General features: G+C 62.4%; 21 protein-coding genes. 11 read left to right on the top strand and 10 right to left on the bottom strand.

Features of this window, described 5'->3' with window-relative positions:
* The 4 genes from HNO86_RS26670 to HNO86_RS26655 all read right to left on the bottom strand — a co-directional run.
* On the bottom strand, positions 1-283 hold a 283-nt coding region (locus tag HNO86_RS26670), incomplete at its 3' end, for a toxin VasX (protein ID WP_372242564.1).
* 314 nt (positions 284-597) lie between these two features.
* Complete coding sequence (locus tag HNO86_RS26665; protein ID WP_175379915.1) at positions 598-2,286, bottom strand: ATP-dependent DNA ligase; 1,689 nt, start codon at positions 2,284-2,286, stop codon at positions 598-600.
* Positions 2,283-3,296, bottom strand: a complete 1,014-nt coding sequence (locus tag HNO86_RS26660) for a ligase-associated DNA damage response exonuclease (protein WP_175379914.1) — start codon at positions 3,294-3,296, stop codon at positions 2,283-2,285. Before HNO86_RS26660 ends, HNO86_RS26665 begins: the two co-directional genes overlap by 4 nt.
* Before the next feature lie 210 nt (positions 3,297-3,506).
* Positions 3,507-5,957, bottom strand: a complete 2,451-nt coding sequence (locus HNO86_RS26655; protein ID WP_175379913.1) for a penicillin acylase family protein — start codon at positions 5,955-5,957, stop codon at positions 3,507-3,509.
* A 196-nt stretch (positions 5,958-6,153) separates the two neighbouring features.
* Here HNO86_RS26655 and HNO86_RS26650 point away from each other — a divergent pair, with 196 nt between their 5' ends.
* On the top strand, positions 6,154-6,711 hold the full coding sequence (locus tag HNO86_RS26650) for a cysteine hydrolase family protein (protein WP_175379912.1): 558 nt from the start codon (positions 6,154-6,156) through the stop codon (positions 6,709-6,711).
* 154 nt (positions 6,712-6,865) lie between these two features.
* Here HNO86_RS26650 and HNO86_RS26645 read toward each other — a convergent pair whose 3' ends face one another.
* From HNO86_RS26645 to HNO86_RS26630, 4 genes are all read right to left on the bottom strand, one after another.
* Complete coding sequence (locus HNO86_RS26645; protein WP_175379911.1) at positions 6,866-7,066, bottom strand: SEC-C metal-binding domain-containing protein; 201 nt, start codon at positions 7,064-7,066, stop codon at positions 6,866-6,868.
* Between the two features lie 5 nt (positions 7,067-7,071).
* Positions 7,072-7,557, bottom strand: a complete 486-nt coding sequence (locus HNO86_RS26640) for an LEA type 2 family protein (protein ID WP_175379910.1) — start codon at positions 7,555-7,557, stop codon at positions 7,072-7,074.
* Between the two features lie 162 nt (positions 7,558-7,719).
* Complete coding sequence (locus HNO86_RS26635) at positions 7,720-8,196, bottom strand: YchJ family protein (RefSeq protein WP_175379909.1); 477 nt, start codon at positions 8,194-8,196, stop codon at positions 7,720-7,722.
* Between the two features lie 2 nt (positions 8,197-8,198).
* The gene (locus tag HNO86_RS26630) at positions 8,199-8,696 is read right to left on the bottom strand and encodes a DUF6231 family protein (protein WP_175379908.1); all 498 of its coding nucleotides are present in this window, start codon (positions 8,694-8,696) and stop codon (positions 8,199-8,201) included.
* Positions 8,697-8,886: 190 nt separating this feature from the next.
* Between HNO86_RS26630 and HNO86_RS26625 the strand changes: the two genes are divergently transcribed.
* The 4 genes from HNO86_RS26625 (at position 8,887) to HNO86_RS26610 (ending at position 11,573) form a co-directional block, all read left to right on the top strand.
* Positions 8,887-9,582: an OmpA family protein gene (locus HNO86_RS26625; protein ID WP_175379907.1), complete on the top strand. Its 696-nt coding sequence runs from the start codon at positions 8,887-8,889 to the stop codon at positions 9,580-9,582.
* Positions 9,583-9,672: 90 nt separating this feature from the next.
* Positions 9,673-10,392, top strand: coding sequence for an OmpA family protein (locus HNO86_RS26620; protein ID WP_175379906.1), 720 nt, complete (start codon positions 9,673-9,675; stop codon positions 10,390-10,392).
* A gap of 151 nt (positions 10,393-10,543) precedes the next feature.
* A complete protein-coding gene (locus tag HNO86_RS26615; RefSeq protein WP_175379905.1) occupies positions 10,544-10,822 on the top strand; it encodes a DUF1145 domain-containing protein in 279 nt (92 codons plus the stop codon).
* Positions 10,815-11,573 (top strand): collagen-like protein, encoded by a 759-nt coding sequence (locus HNO86_RS26610; RefSeq protein WP_175379904.1) that lies wholly within the window; start codon positions 10,815-10,817, stop codon positions 11,571-11,573. The genes HNO86_RS26615 and HNO86_RS26610 overlap by 8 nt, the downstream gene beginning before the upstream one ends.
* A 77-nt stretch (positions 11,574-11,650) precedes the next feature.
* On the opposite strand, the gene HNO86_RS26605 is transcribed toward HNO86_RS26610, so the two are convergent.
* The gene (locus tag HNO86_RS26605) at positions 11,651-12,115 is read right to left on the bottom strand and encodes a CopD family protein (protein ID WP_175379903.1); all 465 of its coding nucleotides are present in this window, start codon (positions 12,113-12,115) and stop codon (positions 11,651-11,653) included.
* 99 nt (positions 12,116-12,214) lie between these two features.
* On the opposite strand from HNO86_RS26605, the gene dinG reads away from it, so the two are divergent.
* The 5 genes from dinG (at position 12,215) to pdxH (ending at position 20,220) form a co-directional block, all read left to right on the top strand.
* Positions 12,215-14,359, top strand: coding sequence for an ATP-dependent DNA helicase DinG (dinG, locus tag HNO86_RS26600; RefSeq protein ID WP_175379902.1), 2,145 nt, complete (start codon positions 12,215-12,217; stop codon positions 14,357-14,359).
* A 95-nt stretch (positions 14,360-14,454) separates the two neighbouring features.
* The gene (locus HNO86_RS26595) at positions 14,455-16,956 is read left to right on the top strand and encodes a beta-galactosidase (RefSeq protein WP_175379901.1); all 2,502 of its coding nucleotides are present in this window, start codon (positions 14,455-14,457) and stop codon (positions 16,954-16,956) included.
* Positions 16,957-17,183: 227 nt separating this feature from the next.
* Positions 17,184-18,329 carry a serine hydrolase gene (locus tag HNO86_RS26590; RefSeq protein ID WP_175379917.1) on the top strand — a complete coding sequence of 382 codons (1,146 nt, stop codon included), beginning with the start codon at positions 17,184-17,186 and terminating at the stop codon, positions 18,327-18,329.
* A gap of 115 nt (positions 18,330-18,444) precedes the next feature.
* Positions 18,445-19,548, top strand: a complete 1,104-nt coding sequence (locus HNO86_RS26585) for an OmpA family protein (protein ID WP_175379900.1) — start codon at positions 18,445-18,447, stop codon at positions 19,546-19,548.
* A 24-nt stretch (positions 19,549-19,572) separates the two neighbouring features.
* Positions 19,573-20,220: a pyridoxamine 5'-phosphate oxidase gene (gene pdxH / locus HNO86_RS26580; protein WP_175379899.1), complete on the top strand. Its 648-nt coding sequence runs from the start codon at positions 19,573-19,575 to the stop codon at positions 20,218-20,220.
* 5 nt (positions 20,221-20,225) lie between these two features.
* Here the strand turns inward: pdxH and HNO86_RS26575 are convergent, their stop codons facing one another.
* A complete protein-coding gene (locus HNO86_RS26575) occupies positions 20,226-20,462 on the bottom strand; it encodes a hypothetical protein (RefSeq protein WP_175379898.1) in 237 nt (78 codons plus the stop codon).
* A gap of 165 nt (positions 20,463-20,627) precedes the next feature.
* On the opposite strand from HNO86_RS26575, the gene HNO86_RS26570 reads away from it, so the two are divergent.
* Entirely contained in the window at positions 20,628-21,092 is a 465-nt protein-coding gene (locus HNO86_RS26570) for a glycine zipper 2TM domain-containing protein (RefSeq protein WP_095195383.1), read from the top strand.
* Positions 21,093-21,130 lie beyond the last annotated feature (38 nt).

Raw genomic sequence — 21,130 nt, 5'->3', positions numbered from 1 at the left:
CATAACGTTTGAGCGGGCCTTCGACATGCCACAGATAAACGTACCCCGCACGCAAGCGGCGCAGTGCCATCGGATGACTTTGGGTCGGGCTGGGCGGCTGGAAATCCGCGTGTTCGGCGGCCTGCTCGGCCATCGCATAGCGGCAGGGAACGACGAAGATTTCCGCTTGCCGGGCCGGGCAAGTGCTGACCGGACTGGACAGGTCTTCGCTGCCAAACCGGGTTCGTGCGGCGTGATCAGCCGCAGTGAGATTGCGGATTTTTTCCAGCGCGGTGGCTGTCATGAAAAGGACTCCTTGTCAGTGTGTCCACCGGGCAAAATCACCCGATGGGTACCTGAGCCCTTCTCAAGGAACGTGCCAGAAATATTGAGGGTCAATGAATCCGGGGGAATGAGGCAGGCTTGTCCGATTTTCGAAACAATTCGAGGCTAAATCACCCCTAAAAGTGCGCAAGAAGTTGCGCAGTGCTGTGCAACTTCTTGCGCACTCATCTACAGAAGCCGAAATGCAAGGTCTTCAGGGATGTATCCACAGGGTTATCCACATTTTTTTGCGCAACTTCTTGCGCATCATGGCGATGAGGCATCAGGCCGGAATCAGGCCAGCAAATCCTGCAACGTCCCGAGGTGATCCGCCTCATCCACTGTCTTGTCCTGCCGCCAGCGCAGCATCCGTGGAAAACGCACCGCGATCCCGCTCTTGTGTCGTTTGGACAGGGCAATCCCCTCGAACCCAAGCTCAAAGACCAGACTCGGTTTGACGCTGATCACCGGGCCGAATTTTTCCACGGTGGTTTTGCGCACAATGCTGTCGACCTTGCGCATTTCTTCATCGGTCAGCCCGGAGTACGCCTTGGCGAACGGCACCAGGGTGCGTTCGCTGGCGTCGGGGGGGCCATCCCAGACGGCGAAGGTGTAGTCGCTGTACAGGCTGGCGCGGCGGCCGTGGCCCCGTTGTGCATAAATCAGCACGGCGTCGACGCTGAACGGGTCGACTTTCCATTTCCACCACACGCCGACGTCCTTGGTCCGGCCCACCCCGTACATCGCTTCCCGGGCCTTGAGCATCATGCCTTCGACCCCGAGTTGGCGAGACGCCTCCCGTTGCCGGGCGAGGTCGAACCAATCCTGGCCGGTGAGCAGGGGCGAGGCGAGTAACGCCGGGTGATTGCTCTGGATGATGAGTTGCTCAAGTTGCCCGCGACGCCGGGCTTGCGGTTGGTTGCGCCAGTCTTCGCCTTGCCATTCCAGCAGGTCGTAGGCGAGCAAAACTACCGGAGCATCGCTGAGGATTTTTTTGCTCAGGGTCTTGCGGCCAATTCGCTGTTGCAAGAGGGCAAAGGGCTGGACGGCGGGCGTTGTCACCGATTGCGGGTCGAAGGCGTCTTTGGTGTGCGGCTGATCGGCTTTCCAGGCCACGATCTCCCCGTCGATCACCGTGCCGTCGGGCAGGCAATGAATCAGGCTTTCCAGTTCAGGGAAGCGCTCGGTGACCAGTTCCTCGCCCCGGGACCAGACCCACAGGCGCCCGTCGCGTTTGACCACCTGGGCGCGGATGCCGTCCCACTTCCACTCGACCTGCCAATCGCTGGCCGGGCCGAGCAGGGTTTCAAACTGCTCGACCGGTTGCGACAGAGCGTGGGCAAGAAAAAACGGATACGGCTGCCCACCGCGCTGGGCGTGTTCGTCGTCGGACTCCGCGGCGATCAGCTTCAGGTAACTCGCCGCGCCCGGACGGTTGGACAGGTCGGTATAACCCACCAGACGCTGGGCCACGAGCTTGCTGTCCAGATGAGCCATGGCGGCGAGCGCGCGGGTCACCAACAGTTTCGAGACGCCCACACGGAAACTGCCGGTGATCAGTTTGATGCACAGCATCAGGCTGGCGCGGTCCAGTTGCGACCAGAGTTCGGGCAGACGCTCGGCCAGCACTTCCGGGGATTCGCCGCGCAGGGGCAGGAGTTTTTCTTCGATCCACACCGCCAACCCGTCGGTGGAGGTGTGGGGGACTTCCGGCAGCACCAGCGAGATGGTCTCCGCCAGATCGCCCACGGCCTGGTAACTCTCTTCGAACAGCCACGAGGACAGGCCGGAACAGGCCATCGCCAGTTCCCGCAGCACCCGTACCGGGACCAGTTGCCGGGGCCGTCCTCCGGACAGAAAGTACACCGCCCACGCGGCATCTTCCGGTGCGGCCTGGGCGAAGTAGCGCTGCATCGCCGCCAATTTGGCGTTGCTCGAGGTGGTGGCGTCGAGCTCGGCATACAACTCGGCGAAGGCTTTCATGAGCCAGCCTCGATGGATTCCTCTTCATCGTCACCGTATTCGGTGTTGAAACCCTGGGCGTCCAGGCCTTGTTCGCGCAGGTGGCGAACCAGCACGGCGACCGAACCGTGGGTGACCATCACCCGTTCGGCGCCGGTCTGCTCAATGGCCCACAGCAAGCCCGGCCAGTCCGCGTGATCGGAGAGCACGAAACCGCGATCCACACCGCGCCGGCGGCGGGTGCCGCGCAACCGCATCCAGCCGCTGGCGAAGGCATCGCTGTAGTCGCCGAAGCGGCGCATCCAGCTGCTGCCGCCGGCGGACGGCGGGGCGACGACCAGTGCCTTGCGCAGTTTCGGGTCGGATTTTTCCAGGCTGCCGGCGTAGATCGTCGGCGGCAGATAGATACCGCTCTCGCGATAGACCCGATTCAGCGGCTCGACCGCGCCGTGGGTGAGGATCGGCCCGAGGCTGGCGTCGATGCCATGGAGAATGCGCTGGGCCTTGCCGAAGGAGTAGCAGAACAGCACGCTGGCCTTGTCTTCGGCGGCGTTGGCCTGCCACCACGCGTTGATCTCGGCGAACACCTGGGCCTGGGGTTGCCAGCGGTAGATCGGCAGGCCGAAGGTGGACTCGGTGATGAAGGTGTCGCAGCGCACCGGCTCGAACGGCGTGCAGGTGCCGTCGGGTTCGATCTTGTAGTCGCCGGATGCGACCCACACTTCGCCACCGTACTCCAGGCGTACCTGGGCCGAGCCGAGCACATGGCCGGCGGGGTGAAAGCTCAGGGTGACGCCGTGGTGCAGGACGCGTTCGCCGTAGGCCAGGGTTTGCAGATCGATGTCTTGGCCCAGGCGCGAGCGCAGTATGCCTTCACCGGGTGCCGCCGCCAGGTAATGCTGGTTGCCGGTGCGGGCATGGTCGCCATGGGCGTGAGTAATGACCGCGCGCTCGACCGGACGCCACGGGTCGATGTAGAAATCGCCGGCGGAGCAATACAGGCCTTCGGGACGCGCGATGACAAGGTCCACGTTGATATCCGGGTGGAGGGACTTGTTAGGTGAGAGGCGGGCGCGGGGGGAGAAGTTCTATCGATTTTCGGGGTGACGCAATTCCGATGTGGGAGCGGCGGTGCGACGATTCGACTTGCTCGCGAAAGCGGTGTGTCAGTCGATATCAATGTTGACTGATCCACCGCATTCGCGAGCAAGCCCGCTCCCACAGGGTTTCGGTTTGTGTCCTTACTTGCCCGGTGTCAGGGTCAGGCGTTTGGTGCCGTACACCCGGTCAAAGTTCTGCGGCTGCATCGGCAGGCTCATGTACTGCCCCTTCAGCCAAGGATCGATGCTGTTGAGGTAATACGGGCTGGCCGGATTGCCGGACTGGCCGGTGGCGAGCTGTGCCGTCAGCGGCTCGGACTGGCCGAAGTCGACGATGAAGCGCATCGCCGGCACCAGTGTGGTGTTGAAGTCCTGGCCCCAGGCGAACGCGGCGGTGTTGAGGGTGGTGTGGTCGCCACCGGCGGGCAGCGGGCCGCGAACCGTCTGGCCACTGCTGTTCTTCCATTCGTAGCGATGCAGTTTGCCCCACTGCCAGGCGCTGTGGCTGCCGCCCAACTGACTGTCGCCAGCGCTGATCGCCGCGGCCAGGCTGCGGGCGAGGATCGCCGGTTTGTCTTCTTTCTGCGGGGTGCGCAGGTCATCCCAGAACGGGCTGTCTTCGCGGCCCAGCAGGTGATCGGCCTGTGCGGCGTAGGACAACTTGCCGTTGGCGATGAAGGCTTTCCAGGCCGGGCTGCTTTCCGGACCCAGTTCGTCGAGGAAAATCTGCTTGGTGCTTTCCTGCAGGAACAGCTCGTAGATCGCGGCATCGGCGGACGTCGGGCTGAGCTTGCCGTCGAACGCCATCAACCGTGAGAAGGCTTCGCGCGCCTTGTCGCGATTGGCCGCCGGCAAGGCGTCGATGGCCTGCTTGAGCGGCTGGGCCATGCCCGGTGCTTCGAACATTTTCTTCAATTTGGCGGCGAAGGTCGTGGTCTGGTCGTACTGCATGGCGATCAGGCTGCGAGTGTCATGTTTGCCCGCACCGGCCAGTTCCGCCAGGCGCTCGCCGCGCTCCGGTGCCGACCAGGAATTGGACAGCTGCATGCCGTAGCCATGGGGAATGACCCGCTGGTTGGCCGTGCCGAGCCAGCCCTGGGCCGGGTCCTGATCGTAGGGGTGCAGCATCGGGTCGGCGTAACCGTCCCAGTCGTAGCGGCTTTCCCAGCCCGGCGAAGGCAGCAGGCCTTCGCCTTCGCGGCGGTTCGGGTAACGACCGGTGACCTGCCAGCCGATGTTGCTGGCATCGGCGAACACCAGGTTCAGGGCGATGGCGCGGATCTCGCGACTGGCGTCCGAGGCGCGCTCGACGTTCTGCGCCCGGGACAGGTCGAAGAACGCGTCCAGGGTTTTATCGTCGGTGAAATTCGGCGTCTGCAAGGCCAGGCCGAAACCGCTGCCCTGGGCCAGGCCCTGGGCGCTGTTGAGCAGCGGGCCATGACCGGTCTCGTACACCGCTTCGCGAATCGGCCGCTGGCCTTTGACGAAATAGGTTTCGTTGCGCACGATCGCCGGCTGCCATTTGCCGTTGCTTTCATAGGCCAGGCCATTGCCCTGGCGGCGGATTTTTTCCAGGAACAGATCCTGGTTGTCGCCCATGACGCTGGTCGTGCTCCATGCCACCTTGCCGTTGAAACCGCCGAGAATCATCGGCAAACCGGCGATAGTCGCGCCGGAGGCCTGATACTTGGTGGTGCGGATCTGCACGTAGCTGTACAGCGACGGCACGCCCATCGGTCCATGGCTGTCGCTGGCCAACAGGCTCTTGCCGCTGCGGCTGCGTTGCGGGGCGATGGCCCAGTTGTTGGACGAAGTGGCGCCCAGCAGATTCAGCTCGGACAGCTGGCCGGTGGCTTTGCTGATCTGGGCGAGTCCCGGCACTTGCCCGTTGAGCTTGATGCCTTGCAGTTTCTCGCTTTCGGCCAGCGGCAGTTTTTCATCCGGGGCCGATGGCGTCAGCCATGCCAGTTTGTCGGTGGTGACCGTCTGCGCCAGTACCAGCGAGGCAATTTCTTCCGGCAGGTTGGCTGACTGGCTGAAATTCAGCAGGCAGAAAATCAGCGCCGAGTCTTCCGGCTTCCAGTATTCAGGCTTGTAACCGCTGGCGGCGAGGTCGGCCGGCAGTTTGTCGCGGTAGCGGAACAGGTAGGCGTTGACCCCGCGGGCATAGACTTCGAAGAAGCGCTTGAGGCGCGGCGAAGAGGCCTTGTACAGCTCACCGGCGCTTTTCTTCAGGTTGACGGCGCGCATGTAGCGGTCGGCATCGAGCAGGTCGGCACCCTGCATCTCGGCCAGGCGCCCCTGGGCCAGCAGGCGCAGGGTGACCATTTGCGTGATGCGATCGCTGGCGTGCACATAGCCGAGGGTGAACAGCGCGTCGTGGAAGCTGCTGCTTTCGATCAACGGCATGCCCATGGCATTGCGGCGTACAGAAACGTTCTGCGCCAGACCCTTGAGCGGCTGCACGCCGGAAGAGGGGGGGAGAGTGTCCTGGGCATTGAAGCTCTGACAACCGGTCAGGCTCAAAACCCCCGCCACTGCTGCGGCAACGCCGAACCGGGGTAGAAATTGTGTAAGGGCTGGCGAGGCCATGGCAAAGCTCCTGCGGGGGTGGTAGCGCAATAAAGTCGCTACGTTAGTGAGCAGGCGAGGGCCGCGCAAGCGGCGGGACGAGGTTATTTCAGGATTTGTCGGATAATTGCATTGCAAGGTCGCGCACACCTTGCAGGTGCTGCCTCAGGCTGCGATCTTTTCGCCCCTCGATCACTATTTCCGGAGATGCACGGGCATGGAGCTCAAGCCGAACGCCGCACTGATCATCATCGATCAACAAAAGGGCATCCTGCACCCCAGGCTCGGTCCACGGAACAATCCACAGGCCGAAGAGCGCATGCTCGAACTGTTGAGCCATTGGCGAGGCAGCGCCCGGCCGATCATTCACGTTCAGCACTTGTCGCGCAGCGAAGATTCGGTGTTCTGGCCGCAGCAGTCGGGGGTAGAGTTTCAGGAGCGCTTCGCGCCGTTAGCGGGCGAGCGCCTGATTCAAAAGCAGGTGCCCGATGCGTTTTGTTCCACGGCACTGGAGGCGAATTTGCGCGAGGCGGGGATCGGGCAATTGATCATCGTGGGCGTGGCGACCCATAACTCGGTGGAATCCACGGCGCGTACGGCGGGGAATCTGGGATTCGAGACCTGGGTGGCGGAGGATGCGTGCTTCACCTTCGACAAGGCCGATTTTTTCGGCAATGCCCGTTCGGCGCAGGAGGTGCACGGGATGTCGCTGGGGAATCTGCATGGGGAGTATGCGACGGTGGTCAGCACGGCAGACATCCTGGCGGATGCTTGAAGGCTTTGTAGGAGCGAGGCTCGCCCGCGAAGGCGGTGGGTCAGTCTGCATCGAAGTGTCAGATCAATCGATTCGCGGGCAAGCCTCGCTCCTACAGGGGGGATGTCTGTGGGAGCGAGCCTGCTCGCGATAGCGGTCGATCAGGCGAAAAACATCAAGCGCCGTGGCACTTCTTGAATTTCTTGCCGTTGCCGCATGGGCAAGGGTCGTTGCGGCCGACGTCTTTCAGGGCGTTGCGGACCGGCTCCTGAGGCGCGTGGTTGCAGTGCGGGCCGTGGACATGGCCATGGTCGTGATCATGATGGTCATGATCGTGGTTGCAGTCTGGGCCATGGACATGGGGTTGCTGGGTCATCGGGGTCACTCCGGAATTAGATCGGCGGGGATTATTACGCCATTACGCGCCAGGTGCACGTAGTGAGCGATGAATAAACCGGTTTCCATCTCGCCTTCCAGGCGATAGGGGACGCCCTGCCTGGATTCCTTGAGTTGCTTGACCAGATCCTTGACCTTGGGCCACAGGTTGGTGCGGATCGGCACTTTGTAGAAACGACTGCTCTTGGGGTTAACGGTGACCCAGTGCTCATGCTCGCCATCGGCCAGCAGGATGCCGCCCAGATGAACGCGATATTCCATGCCGCGTACGGTCAGTTCGCTGTCGTTGCGGTTGTCGATGCGAAAGTGCAGCACGAAGCGCTGCTCCATCAGCTTGGCCCGCACCACCTCAACCTTGACCAGATGCACCTCGGGGTCCGGCTCATCGGAGCTGAACCAGGAGGCGCAACCGCCGAGCCCCAGACAAAGAGCCAGTGTGAGCAGACAGTGTGCGAGTCGTCGGGTGATCATGGTGCGATTCTCCCTTTGTAGCAGCTGGCGAAGCCTGCGTTCGGCTGCGCAGCAGCCGCCAATCCTGCGACCTCGTTCTACCTCAGACACCATGCCGCCTGGTTTTACGCCTGCTGCGCAAGCGGACGCAGCCTTCGGCAGCTGCTACAAAAAAACCTCACATCAACTGCCGAAATACCCCGAACAGCACTTCTTGAATTTCTGCCCGCTGGCGCAGGGACAGGCATCGTTACGGCCGATGTCCAGGGGCACGGTCGGGTCGATGAAATACCAGCGTCCGGCGTTCTGCACGAAAGAGGAACGTTCGCGGTGACTGTGCTCGCCACTGCCGTCGTGCCAGCGCGCGGTGAAGGTGACGAAGGCGTGTTCCGGCTGGCCGCCGAGCACTTCCGAGCTTTCCACATCCAGGCCCAGCCAGGTGCTCTGGGCACTCCAGTCGCTGATCGATTGCCGATCCAGACCCGACTGCTGGGCGGGCAGGGTGGTCGCCACCAGATAATCGATCAGGCCCAGCACATAAGCGCTGTAGCGCGAACGCATCAGCGCCTCGGCGCAGGGTGCCGGGTGGCCGGCATGGTAATGGCCACAGCAGGCGTCGAGCAGGGTGCCGCTGCCGCAGGGGCAAATGGATGTACTCATCGTTACCACCAGTATTTCCCGAAGTTTTCCGGATTGGCCCAGAAACGCGAGTTGAGCCAGTCGGGGACTTGTTTGTATTCAAGCAGATCGTAGGTGAATAGCGTCAGCACCTGGTCATCGCGTTGGAAGCGCTCGCTGGCTTGCAGTGCCAGGGAGAAAAAATCCGTTTCCTGCCAGCCGCTGGCCGCAAGGTCAGCCAGTACCGCAATGCGACTGGCGTTGAGGTTGCGGATGCCACCCAGCAGATTCAGACCTTCGCGCTTGGGCAAGTGCTCAAGGCAATCGACCACCAGCGCCAGATCGAAGCGCCGCGCCGCCAGTTCATCCGGCAATGGTCCGGGGGCCGCGTGCGCCACGCAGGTGTCCGGGTGCGCGAGCTTGAACGCCTCGAGCGCCGGGAATTCGCTGGCGCCGATCAGCAACAGTCGCGAAGGTGCGTAGCGATCCAGCAAAGCGGCGAGTGCCTGCTGGGGTGTGCGCGAAGAAATACCTGCATTCATTGGAGACCCTCACTCAGATCTGCCAAGACTAGCCTGCCCGCAAGTTCGAGCCTAGAGCGGGTTCGGGGTAAAAGTGACGATCTCCCGTGAGTACGGGACAAATCTGCAATGGCCTATTGCTGGCGGAGTTTTAAACTCCGGTCTTTACTCCCTGAATCGGTTCTAAGCCGATCATTCAGGAGAAAACTAGATGAGCATAGTTCGGACAGCGTTACCCCTGGTTCTGCTAACCAGTGTTTTGACTGGTTGTGCAGGTTTGCAGAAGACCGACTGGCCGACCTGTGCGGCCGTCGGAGGTGTCGTGGGTGCGGGACTCGGTGCCACCGAGAGTTCGTCATGGGCAGGCTGGGGTGCGCTGGTTGTCGGTGGTACGGCAGCGGCCTATTGCTGGGTTCATGGCGATGGCGACGAGGACGGCGACGGTGTACCGGACAGCCGCGACAAGTGCCCTGGCACGCCGCATGGCGTGAAGGTCGATGCCGATGGCTGCCCACCACCAGCTCCGGCTCCGGTGGTTGAAGAGGCCGTGGTGGTCAAGGAAGAAGTCATTGTCATCCGCGATGTTCACTTCCAGTTCGACAAAGCGACCCTCACTGGGTCCGACAAACAAGTGCTGGACAAGATTGCCACTCGTTTGAAAGGCGAGGCGCCTACTGCTCAGTTGACCGTTACCGGCCATACCGACAGCGTGGGCAGCGATGCCTACAACCAGAAACTGTCGGATAAACGCGCTCACTCTGTGGTTGAGTACCTCATCTCGCAAGGCGTGCCGCGCAGCAACTTTGTGTCTGTTTCCGGTGCCGGTGAAAGCCAGCCGGTTGCCGATAACAAAACCGCCGACGGCCGTGCACAGAACCGTCGCACGGAAATCAAAATCCAACGCTAGGTCCCTCGCATCCGCGGCTTGTGCAGTCGCGGATGCGGGTCTTTACTCCTGTGTAACCGGCATCGGCCGGTGACACAGGAGCTTTCAAAAATGAGCAATCTCACACGGACCGTCTTGCCGGTTCTGCTGCTCGGCAGCCTGTTGACCGGTTGCGCTACTCACAGTGATGGCACTGCCCCCCTCAATCAACGTACCTGGCCGATCTGCAGCGTCATTGGCGGACTGGTCGGCGGAGGCCTGGGCGCCATCGAAAGTGGCGGTTGGGCGGCCGGTGGAGCGGCGCTCGGCATTTTGACCGGTGGCTTGATCTGCTACGCCCAGGACGGCGACGAAGACGGCGATGGCGTTTTCGATCGACGCGATCGCTGCCCTGACACCCCGGCCAATACCCCTGTCGATCATCGTGGTTGCCCGCTGCCGCAATATCCGGCCAGCGTGAAACCGGCTGAACCTGTGCAGGCCGAGGTCATCACCCTGAGCGATGCAGGTGATGTGCTGTTCGCCTTCAACCAGTCCGACCTGACCCCGACCGCGCAAAGCCAGCTCGACTCGATCATGGGCAAGCTGGAGGACACGAGCGTCGTCAGCATCAAGGTGGTCGGGCATACCGACAGCGTCGGTTCGGATGCCTACAACCAGGGGTTGTCGGAGCGACGTGCCAGCAGCGTGGCGCAGTATCTGCTGACGCAGGGCGTGGCGCCGGCCAAGCTCACCAGCGAGGGCAAGGGCGAAAGCCAGCCGGTGGCGGACAACGACACCGAGGAAGGCCGCGCGAAAAACCGTCGCGTGGAATTGCACATCAATCGCTAGAGAGTGCCGAGGTAGAGCCGTCGAGCGCGAATTCGCCGCGTTTCGACGGCCACTCGGCGATCTTCATCAAGTTTTTTCGCTTGCCCTCTGGCTAATCCCGCGCGGAAGCCGTTACTGTGCCCCCAAACAATAATTCTCATCGGGGGCGCGTATGAAGGTGCTATGGGGGCTGGGGAAGCTGCTGACCCTGTTGTTCTGGCTGGTAGTGCTTGTCAATTCGCTCTTACCGTTCGTTTATCCGCTGCACCCGTTGGTTAACCTGGCCGGCGCCGTGCTGGCGGTCCTGCATCTGCTCGAGGCGTTGCTATGCTTTCGCAGCCTCAAAGGACGCGAGCATCCCTGGCGTGATCGACTGAAGATTGTCATTTTCGGCGTCTTCCACCTGCTAACCATTCCTGCCCCTACCGCACCTAAGGCTTCCCATGCGTAAACTCTGTCTGCTCGCTGCACTCATCAGCCCATTGGCCTGCGCCCAGGTGGTGAGCGTCGAAACCAACTCGCTGATGCGTCTGCCCAACACCGCCAGCACCCTGCAGCTGGAACGCCTGGAAGTGGCCGACTACGGCACCTTGCTGATCCCTGCGAACGTGACCGAACTCACTGTGGGTGAACTGCACCTGGGGCGTGAAGCGCGGATCGCGATCGTGCCCGGTGAGCAGGCGCTCGAAATGAAGGTCAGCCGTGCCGACTTGTCCGAAGGCAGTCAGATCACAGCCCGTGGTGCGCCCGGCACTTACCAGAAAGCGGCCCGTTCCGGGCGCAACCTGAATTTGCAGATCAGGGCTTTGAACGCGCCGCTGTTGCAGGTGGATGCCCGCGGTGGGGCAGGGGCGCCGGGATTCTTCGGGCTGGACGGGGCCAATGGTGAGGCGCCGGGTTGTGCCTGGGGCCAGGCCGGACGTGGCGCCGATGGCAGCAACGGCAGCGATGGCCAGCCAGGGGCGCCGGGAGCGCTGGTGAAACTGGCGGTGCCGCACGACTACCCGGCGGAACAGATCAAGGTGCAAGTGGCCGGCGGTGCCGGTGGCCTGGCCGGGCCTGGCGGCAAGCCGGGCGCGGGTGGCAAGGCCAAGGGCTGCATCGTTTACAAGGCTGATGGCGGCAAGAGTGGCAAGCCCGGGGCTGATGGACAGCCGGGGGCTGCGGGTGCGGCGGGTTCGGTGACGGTGCAGCGATTGTAATTGGACCCTATCGCGAGCAGGCTCGCTCCTACAGGTACAGTGCAGACCCTGTGGGAGCGAGCCTGCTCGCGATGCTGTTAAAAGGTCAGCCGTGCCGCGGCAATCGCCACCACAGTCACCCCCACCAGCAAGTTGAACCCCACCACCCGGCGAATCCGCCCCAGCACCGACGCCCCGGTCGGCCAGTCCTGCGCTTCCACGGCCTTGCGCAACTCCGGCAGCATCAACGCCTGAATCCGGATGAACAGCGCTGTCATCACCAGATAAAGCCCCATCATCACCTGCACATAACGTGGCGCATGCTCAAAGCCGGTGAAATGCAGGTTCAGCATGCCCACGCCGGTGACCGGCAGCAGAATGACCGCGCCCCAGACCCAGCGGAAAAAACCTTGAAACACTTCCACCCACAGCTTCAGCCGGGCGGGTCCTTCCAATGCCTTGATCGCCGCGGGGCGCAAGACTATCCAGGCGAAAAACATGCCGCCCACCCACACCAGCGCGGCGAGGACATGCAGGCTATAAACAAGGCTAAAAGCGGTCATTGGGGTACTCCGTTCTGCGCGGGATTAATTAGCGGGGTATGATAGCGGCCGATCCGAACCACTGAAAATTTATCCAGCGTTTTTTGCGCCCGACAATCCATGATCAGCACTGAACTCAAAACCACGATCCAGGGCGCCTATTCGCGTTTTCTCGAAGCCAAGAGCCTCAAGCCGCGTTACGGCCAGCGCCTGATGATCGCCGAAGTCGCCAAGGTCCTCGGGGACATCGACACCGACGACGAAGGCCGGCGCAGTGGCGAGCCCGCGGTTGTCGCAGTGGAAGCCGGCACCGGTACCGGCAAGACCGTGGCCTACAGCCTGGCGTCGATCCCTGCCGCCAAGGCCGCCGGCAAACGCCTGGTGATCGCCACGGCCACCGTCGCCCTGCAGGAGCAGATCGTCTACAAGGATTTGCCGGACCTGATGCGCAACAGCGGGCTGAATTTCAGCTTCGCCCTGGCCAAGGGGCGCGGACGCTACATGTGCCTGTCCAAGCTCGACATGTTGCTCCAGGAAGGCCACGCACAGACCGCCACCGCGCAGCTGTTCGAGGAAGAAGGCTTCAAGATCGAGGTGGATGAAGCCAGTCAGAAGCTGTTCACCAGCATGATCGAGAAACTCGCCGGCAATAAATGGGACGGCGATCGCGACAGCTGGCCCAACGCCCTGGAAGACGCCGACTGGGCACGCCTGACCACTGATCACAGCCAGTGCACCAACCGTCATTGCCCGAACTTCGGCCAGTGCGCCTTCTACAAGGCCCGCGAAGGCATGGGCAAGGTCGATGTGATCGTCACCAACCACGACATGGTGCTGGCCGACCTCGCCCTGGGCGGCGGCGCCGTGTTGCCGGACCCGCGCGACACTATCTACGTCTTCGACGAAGGCCATCACCTGCCCGACAAGGCCATCGGCCATTTCGCCCATTACACCCGCCTGCGTTCCACCGCCGACTGGCTGGAAACCACCGCCAAGAACCTCACCAAGCTGCTGGCCCAGCACCCGTTGCCGGGTGATCTGGGCAAGCTGATCGAGCAGGTGCCGGAGTTGGCGCGGGAGATCAAGACCCAGCAGCAATTCATGTTCACTGCCTGTGAGCAGATCGCCGATTTCAAACCCGGTGAAGACGTCGAGGGGCGCGAACGGCCGCGTCATCGTTTCGTCGGCGGCGTGATCCCCGAGCACATGCGCGAGATGGGCATCGAACTGAAGAAAGGCTTTGCCCGCCTGACCGACCTGTTCACCCGCCTGACCGACTTGCTCAAGGAAGGCATGGACGGTGAGGTCAACATCGGCATCGCCAGTAACCAGGCCGAAGAGTGGTACCCGTTGTTCGGCAGCCTGTTGTCCCGTTCCTCGGGCAACTGGGAGTTGTGGACCGCGTTCACCGTCGAAGACCCGGAAGACAACCCGCCGATGGCGCGCTGGCTGACCCTGGCCGAAAGCGGCTCGCTGTTCGACATCGAGGTCAATGCCAGCCCGATCCTCGCGGCGGATATGCTGCGGCGCAGTCTGTGGAATGTGGCCTACGGCGCCCTGGTGACCTCGGCGACCCTGACCGCCCTCGGCACCTTCGACCGTTTCCGCATGCGCGCCGGCCTGCCCAAACATGCCGTGACTGCTGTCGTGCCGAGCCCGTTCCATCATGCCGATGCCGGTGTGCTGAAAGTGCCGAATCTCAACGCTGACCCTCGTGACGCGGCGGCGCATACCGCGGCGATCATCCGCGACCTGCCGGACCTGGTCGAAGGCTCCCGGGGCACGCTGGTGCTGTTTTCCTCGCGCAAACAGATGCAGGACGTGTTCGATGGCCTCGATCGCGACTGGCGCAAGCAGGTGTTCATTCAAGGCAACCTGTCGAAGCAGGAAACCCTGAACAAACACAAGGCCCGGGTCGATGGCGGGGATTCGAGCGTGTTGTTCGGTCTTGCGAGTTTTGCCGAAGGCGTCGACTTGCCCGGCGCCTATTGCGAACACGTGGTCATCGCCAAGATTCCGTTCTCGGTGCCCGACGATCCGGTCGAAGCGGCGCTGGCCGAATGGATCGAAGCCCGGGGTGGCAATCCGTTCATGGAAATCTCCGTGCCGGACGCCTCGCTGAAGCTGGTCCAGGCCTGCGGTCGCCTGCTGCGCACCGAAGAAGACCGCGGCACCATCACCTTGCTCGACCGGCGTCTGGTCACCCAGCGCTATGGCAAGGCGATCCTCAATGCATTGCCTCCTTTCCGCCGCGAAATTTCCTGACACGCCGGTGGGCAAATCTGCCCACCCTGTTGTCTATCTCTCTGTCATCGCTGTTCCACTGGCCCATCGAGGTCGTTAGGGAGAATTCCGTTCTCATGATTCGCCGTTCGTTACCCGCCGTTTTTGCCCTGGTCTTCGCGGCCCCCTTGCTGGCGGCGCCTGCCGCTCAGCAGACTCTGTTCAACTTCGTCCGCCCCGCGGACGTGGTCAAAGTGGCCACCGAGAACGCCGACCTGCCGCAATCCAACGCCGAGCAAACGCCTGAGGGCGAAGTGCTGCGCCGGGTGACCTTCAATCCGGTCGCCCGCCCGACCTTGCGTTTGAGCCCGCAAACCGGTGCCTGGGACTGGTCGCAGTCGGCAATGATGAGCCTGCGCATCCAGAGCGCCATGAACTGGCCGATCACCCTGTATGTGCAAATTCAGAGTAACGACGGCAAGACCCTGACCAGTCGCATCGACCTGCCGGCAGGGCCGGCGCAGACATTGCTGGTGCCGCTGGTGGCGACCTCGCCATTGAGCCAGGGCATGAAAGCCGGGCCGCCGATGCCGGTAACGGTCGATGGCTCGCGTGTACTGCTGGCCGGCAGCAGCGGTGAACTGGATCGCGCCCAGGTGGTGTCGGTCAGTCTGTCGATGGACCAGCCGAAGGCCGCCCAAAGCATTCTGCTCGAGCGCTTCGGCGTGGAAGACGGCGAAGCCGCCACCAAAGCGGCTTACGGCAACCTGGTGGACGCCTATGGCCAGTCGACCCGGGGTAAATGGCCGGAAAAAGTCGGCAGCGACGAACAACTCAAAGGCGCGGCGTCCAAGGAACAGCAACAGTTGAAGGGCTGGCTGGCCGAACGCGCCAAGGCACCGCTGGACAAATTTGGTGGCTGGACCCAGGGCCCGGCGTTCAAGGGCAGCGGTTTTTTCCGCACTGAAAAGCGCGACGGTCGCTGGTATCTGGTCACGCCGTTGGGGTATCCGTTCTATTCGTTGGGCATCAATACCGTCGCGGCGGATGTGAATCAGACCTACGTCGCCGGGCGTGAATGGATGTTCGAATCCCTGCCCAAGGCGGGCGAGCCGTTGGCCAGTCACTTTGGCGAGGGGGACAACCGTGGCGGCAATGGCGTCGATCAGGGCCGCGGTTTCAATGCCGGGCGCTGGTATGACTTCTATGGCGCCAACCTGCAGCGTCTGTATGGCGATCCGTGCGTGGCGGGCAGCGAGACCAAGGCCGGGGTTGCCGAAGCGGCCAAATCCGACGCGGTGGAGGCCAGCGCAGAGAAAGCGGCAGAGCAACCGTTGGTGCCTGAGACGGCCGAATCCGGTGTCGCCGAAGCGGCCAAGGCTGATGCGGAACAAGCCGCGGCAGTGAAAGCGGCCGAGCCCGCTGCGGCAGAACCCTGCAAAGCGACCTTCGACGAAGATCGCTGGGCCAGCCAGGCCCTCGATCGCCTGCAAGCCTGGGGATTCAACACTGTTGGCAACTGGAGCGCGCCATCTCTTGGCGATGCGCAGCGTGTACCGTACACCTTGCCGCTGTCGATTGTCGGCGATTACACCAGCATCAGTACCGGTAACGATTGGTGGGGCGGCATGCCCGACCCGTTCGATCCGCGTTTCGCCATGGCCACCGAACGCGCCGTGGCCATCGCCGCTCGCGATCATCGAGACGATCCGTGGCTGATCGGTTATTACGCCGACAACGAACTGGCCTGGGCGGGTCCCGGTGACGATCCGAAAGCCCGTTATGCCCTGGCCTACGGTACGTTGAAGATGACCACCGACGTGCCGGCCAAGCGTGCGTTCCTCAAGCAACTGCGCGACAAGTATCGCAACCAGGCGGGCCTGTCCAAGGCTTGGGGTATCGACCTACCGGCCTGGGAGTTGATGGAGGACCCTGGTTTCGTGCCACCGTTGCCGAGCCCCGAACATCCGGAGATCGAGGCTGACTTCAAGTATTTCCAGAAGGTATTCGCCGACACGTATTTCAAGACCATTTCCGACTCGCTCAAGTGGCACGCGCCGAATCAGTTGCTGCTGGGCGGGCGATTTGCCGTCAGTACGCCGGAAGCGGTCGAGTCCTGCGCCCGCTACTGCGACGTGTTGAGCTTCAACCTGTATACCCTGCAACCGCAGGACGGCTATGACTTCGCCAAGCTGCGTGACCTGAACAAGCCGGTGCTGATTACCGAGTTCAACTTCGGCTCGACCGATCGTGGTCCGTTCTGGGGGGGCGTGACGCAGTTGGCGAAAGAGGAGGACCGTGGGCCGGCTTACGCGAACTTCCTGAAACAGGCGTTGAGCGAGCCGTCGATTGTCGGGGTGCACTGGTTCCAGTACCTCGACCAGCCAGTTACCGGGCGTCTGCTCGATGGTGAGAACGGTCACTTTGGTCTGGTGGGGATTACTGATCTGCCGTTTCAGGGGTTTGTCGACAGTGTGCGCAAGAGCAACCTGGCGGCGGTTGATCAGTTGGCCAAGGAGGCGCAGAAGGCCAGTGCCGAGGCGGACAAGGCCAAGCACGATGGCGAAGGTGGGCGGGATGCGGATGCTGGCAAGGGGCCAGGGAAGGGCGCGGGTGGGCATTCCGGCAAAGGCCACTGACTGATCCCAATCCCTTCGTAGGAGCGAGGCTTGCCCGCGAGCTTTTGATTTTGCCTTTCAAAAGATCGCAGCCTCGTTTCACTCGACAGCTCCTGCACAACCCCCACACGAAACTCACCCGGATCCACATGAAGATCGCAACCGCCCGGCCCGCACCTGTTTCCAAAACCTTCAAGGGCTGGAACAATGCGGGCCTCTTTGTAGAGCGTTTTTCCGGGGAGTCACGGGTGCAGATTCAGGGTCATTACGAGCTTAAGTTCGAGGCGGTGCGTGAGGCGTTTGCGGCGCTGTTCGAAGATCCTCAGGAGCGTGGTGCGGCGTTGTGCATCAAGGTCGGTGGTGAAACCGTGCTTGATCTGTGGTCCGGCACTTGCGACAAGGATGGCGCCGAGGCCTGGCACAGCGACACCATTGCCAATCTGTTCTCGTGCACCAAGACCTTTACCGCCGTGACCGCACTGCAACTGGTGGCCGAGGGCAAGTTGCAGCTGGATGTTCCGGTGGCGCGCTACTGGCCCGAATTTGCCGCCGCCGGCAAGGAATCCATCACCCTGCGCCAGTTGCTCTGCCATCAGGCCGGTCTGCCGGCGTTGCGCGAGTTGCTGGCCCCGGAAGCGCTCTACGACTGGCAAACCATGGTCGACGCTCTCGCTGCCGAAGCCCCTTGGTGGACACCGGGCGAGGGGCATGGATATGCCGCCATCACCTACGGCTGGCTGATCGGCGAACTGCTGCGGCGTGCCGACGGTCGCGGGCCGGGTGAGTCCATCGTGGCTCGGGTGGCCAAGCCTTTGGGACTGGATTTCCACGTCGGCCTGGCCGATGAAGAATTTTATCGCGTGGCGCATATTGCACGGGGCAAGGGCAATGCCGGCGATGCCGCGGCCCAGCGCTTGCTGCAGGTGACGATGCGCGAGCCGACGGCCATGACCACGCGCGCCTTCACCAACCCACCTTCGGTGCTGACCAGCACCAACAAGCCGGAATGGCGCCGCATGCAGCAACCGGCGGCCAATGGCCACGGTAACGCTCGCAGTCTGGCCGGGTTCTATGCCGGTCTGCTCGATGGCAGCCTGCTGGAAGGGGAAATGCTGGACGAACTGACCCGCGAGCACAGCATCGGCGAAGACAAGACCCTGCTGACCCGCACCCGTTTCGGCCTGGGCTGCATGCTCGATCAACCGGACGTGCCCAACGCCACCTACGGACTGGGTCCGCGCGCTTTCGGGCATCCCGGCGCTGGCGGCTCCATCGGCTTTGCTGATCCGGAGCACGATGTGGCCTTCGGTTTTGTGACAAATACCCTGGGGCCGTACGTCTTGATGGATCCGCGCGCGCAAAAGCTCGCTCGGGTACTGGCCACTTGTCTGTAAACCCTGGTCACAGGTCGGGAATCCGGAACCGGAAAGCCATTTAAGTTTCTAATCATGCGTTTATACGGGCCGTAGCGGGCCTGCTTTTTTTGACTTCATTTTTTGTGGATATCCAATGTCAACCAAACCAACTCTCGCCTTGGCACTGTGCATCGCTGTTACCGGTTGCGCACAGAATCCGAAAAATGATGCAGATGGCGGCAGCTGGTGGCCGTTCAGTTCCAACGACAAGGTCGCGGCCAAAGAGCCCGCGCCGGCACCCGCTCCTGCTCCGGTCAAGCCTGTGGCGGCGCCTGTTGCCAAGGCTGAAAGCCCCAGCCCGTGGTACTGGCCGTTCGGCTCCGATGAAGTGCTCGACAAGAAGCCGGAAGTGAAACCTGAAGCCAAGCCGGTTGAAGTGGCCAAGGCCAATGCCGAGTCGGGCAGCAAGTGGTGGTGGCCATTTGGCGGCGATGACAAAGCGGCCGCCAAAGCCGCGCCGATGCCGGACCCGAAAGTCACCCAGGCCTGGCTCGACGATTATGAGCCGCGCCTGCGCACGGCGATCAAGGACAGCAACCTGCAACTCGAGCGCCGTGAAAACGTGCTGGTGGTGATCGCCCCGGTCGAAGGTTCGTTCAACCCGGACCGTCCGGCCATGCTGCTGCCGGTAACCCTGGGCCCGTTCACCCGCGTGGCAAAAATCCTCGAAGCCGACCCCAAGACTGCCGTGCTGGTTCTTGGCCATAGCGATACGTCGGGCGCCGCGCCGGCCAACCAGAAGTTGAGTCAGGAGCGCGCGCAATCCGTTGCAGCGATTTTCCGTCTCAGCGGCCTGCAACGTGATCGCCTTAGCTTGCGTGGCATGGGTGGCGACGCTCCGCGTGCCGCCAATGACAGCAACGAAGGTCGTGCCCTGAACCGTCGCGTCGAATTGATGGTGACGCCGCAGGACACCATGGTCGCGCTGCTGGCCAAGTACAACATGCCTGCTCCGGCGCCTGTGCGCATGGTCGCAGCCCAGGACGTCAAGCCAGCCGCCAAGCCAGTGACGCCTGCGCCTGCCGATGCGAAGAAAGCCGCTGCACCGGTCGCCAAGAAAGCCCCGGCGAAGAAAGCCGCCAAGGCGCCAGCCAAGAAGGCTCCGGCAAAAACCGCGACGCCGGCTAAAAAGACTGCACCGGCCAAGGCCGCGACCGACAGCAAGAAAGTCGCCACCGCCGATACCACAAAGAAGTGATTTGTTAACCAAAAGGAATGCGCCATGACCAAGGCTCTGGCAGATATGCGCCGCGATTACACCCGTGATGGCCTGACCGAGGCGCAAGCCCCGGCCGAGCCGTTCGCGCTGTTCCATCAATGGTTCGCCGACGCGGTGAAAACCGAGCAGGCACCGGTGGAAGCCAACGCCATGACCTTGGCCACTGTCGACCAGGACGGTCGGCCGCATTGCCGCATCCTGCTGCTCAAGGGCCTGGATGCCCAGGGTTTCACCTTCTTCACCAACTATGACAGTGCCAAGGGTCAGCACCTGGCTGCGAATCCGTTCGCGGCCATGACCTTTTTCTGGCCGACCCTGGAACGTCAGGTGCGCATCGAAGGGCGGGTGGTGAAGGTGACGCCTGAAGAGTCCGATGCCTACTACCAGGTTCGCCCGCTGGGCAGTCGCTTGGGAGCCTGGGCTTCACCGCAGAGCCGGGTGATTGCTGATCGCGCCGAACTGGAATCGCTGCTCAAGGACACCGAGCAGCGTTTCAGCGACAGTCAGCCGCACTGCCCGGAACACTGGGGGGGTTACCGTTTGTTACCAGAACGCATCGAGTTCTGGCAGGGCCGCGCAAGCCGCCTGCATGATCGCCTGAATTATCGTTTGCAGGGCGCCGACTGGATTCTTGAACGTCTGGCACCCTAGGCAGTCTACCGATCGGAATAGTCTGCCGCAGCGGCCTCCAGCCATTGCGGCAGGTCCCGGCGCTTGATCTTTTGCGCTTGAGCGTTCGCCAGTTGCTGGAGCATGAATGCTTTTTTGCGTTCCTCGCCGCCAGCCAGCGCCAAGGCCAGATCGCGATCCATCCAGCGTTTTATCCGCACGTACAGCCACCAGTGGAAGTACAGCCCGGCGACGGTCGTGATGACAATGATGAAGTAATCCATGAAAATCCTCGGCCAGCGGCGCAGATTGCCGAATTTACCGCTAATGTGTGGGAAACCCGCGAGCGGCTGTACTGAAACTGAATGAAAGCAGTTTTATCCGGGCGATGCCGTGACAGGCGACAAGCAGCGGAGTTTAATGGATACCTGTCCTTTGGAGTTGATGCTATGCGTAAGTCTGTTCTGCTGGTTGCTTCCTTTTCCACGATGGCGATGTTGCTCACTGGTTGCCAATCGAGCCTGACCGGTGACTCTTATTCCCGTGACGAAGCGCGTCGCGTGCAGACCGTTCGCATGGGCACCATCGAAGCCTTGCGCCCGGTGAAGATCGAGGGCACCAAGACCCCGATCGGCGGCCTGGCCGGTGCGGCAGTCGGCGGCGTTGGCGGCAGCGCCATCGGCGGCGGCAAAGGCAGTATCGTTGCTGCGGTCATCGGCGCAGTCGCCGGTGGTCTGGTAGGTTCAGCGGCCGAAGAAGGCCTGACCCGTACCCAGGGCGTGGAAATCACCGTGCGCGAAGACGACGGCAGCATGCGTGCCTACGTGCAGCAGGTTCAGGAAAACGAAGTATTCCGCGTGGGCGAGCGTGTACGTATCGCTACTGTCGACGGTACAAGCCGCGTCACGCACTAAGCGGGAAAACGGCTAAAGAAAAACCCCGATCAGGTGAC

It is taken from the genome of Pseudomonas sp. C1C7, from assembly GCF_013359595.1.
GTDB lineage: Bacteria > Pseudomonadota > Gammaproteobacteria > Pseudomonadales > Pseudomonadaceae > Aquipseudomonas.
The sequence above is the reverse complement of the archived record's forward strand: the minus strand, read 5'-3'. Positions and strand labels throughout refer to the sequence as shown.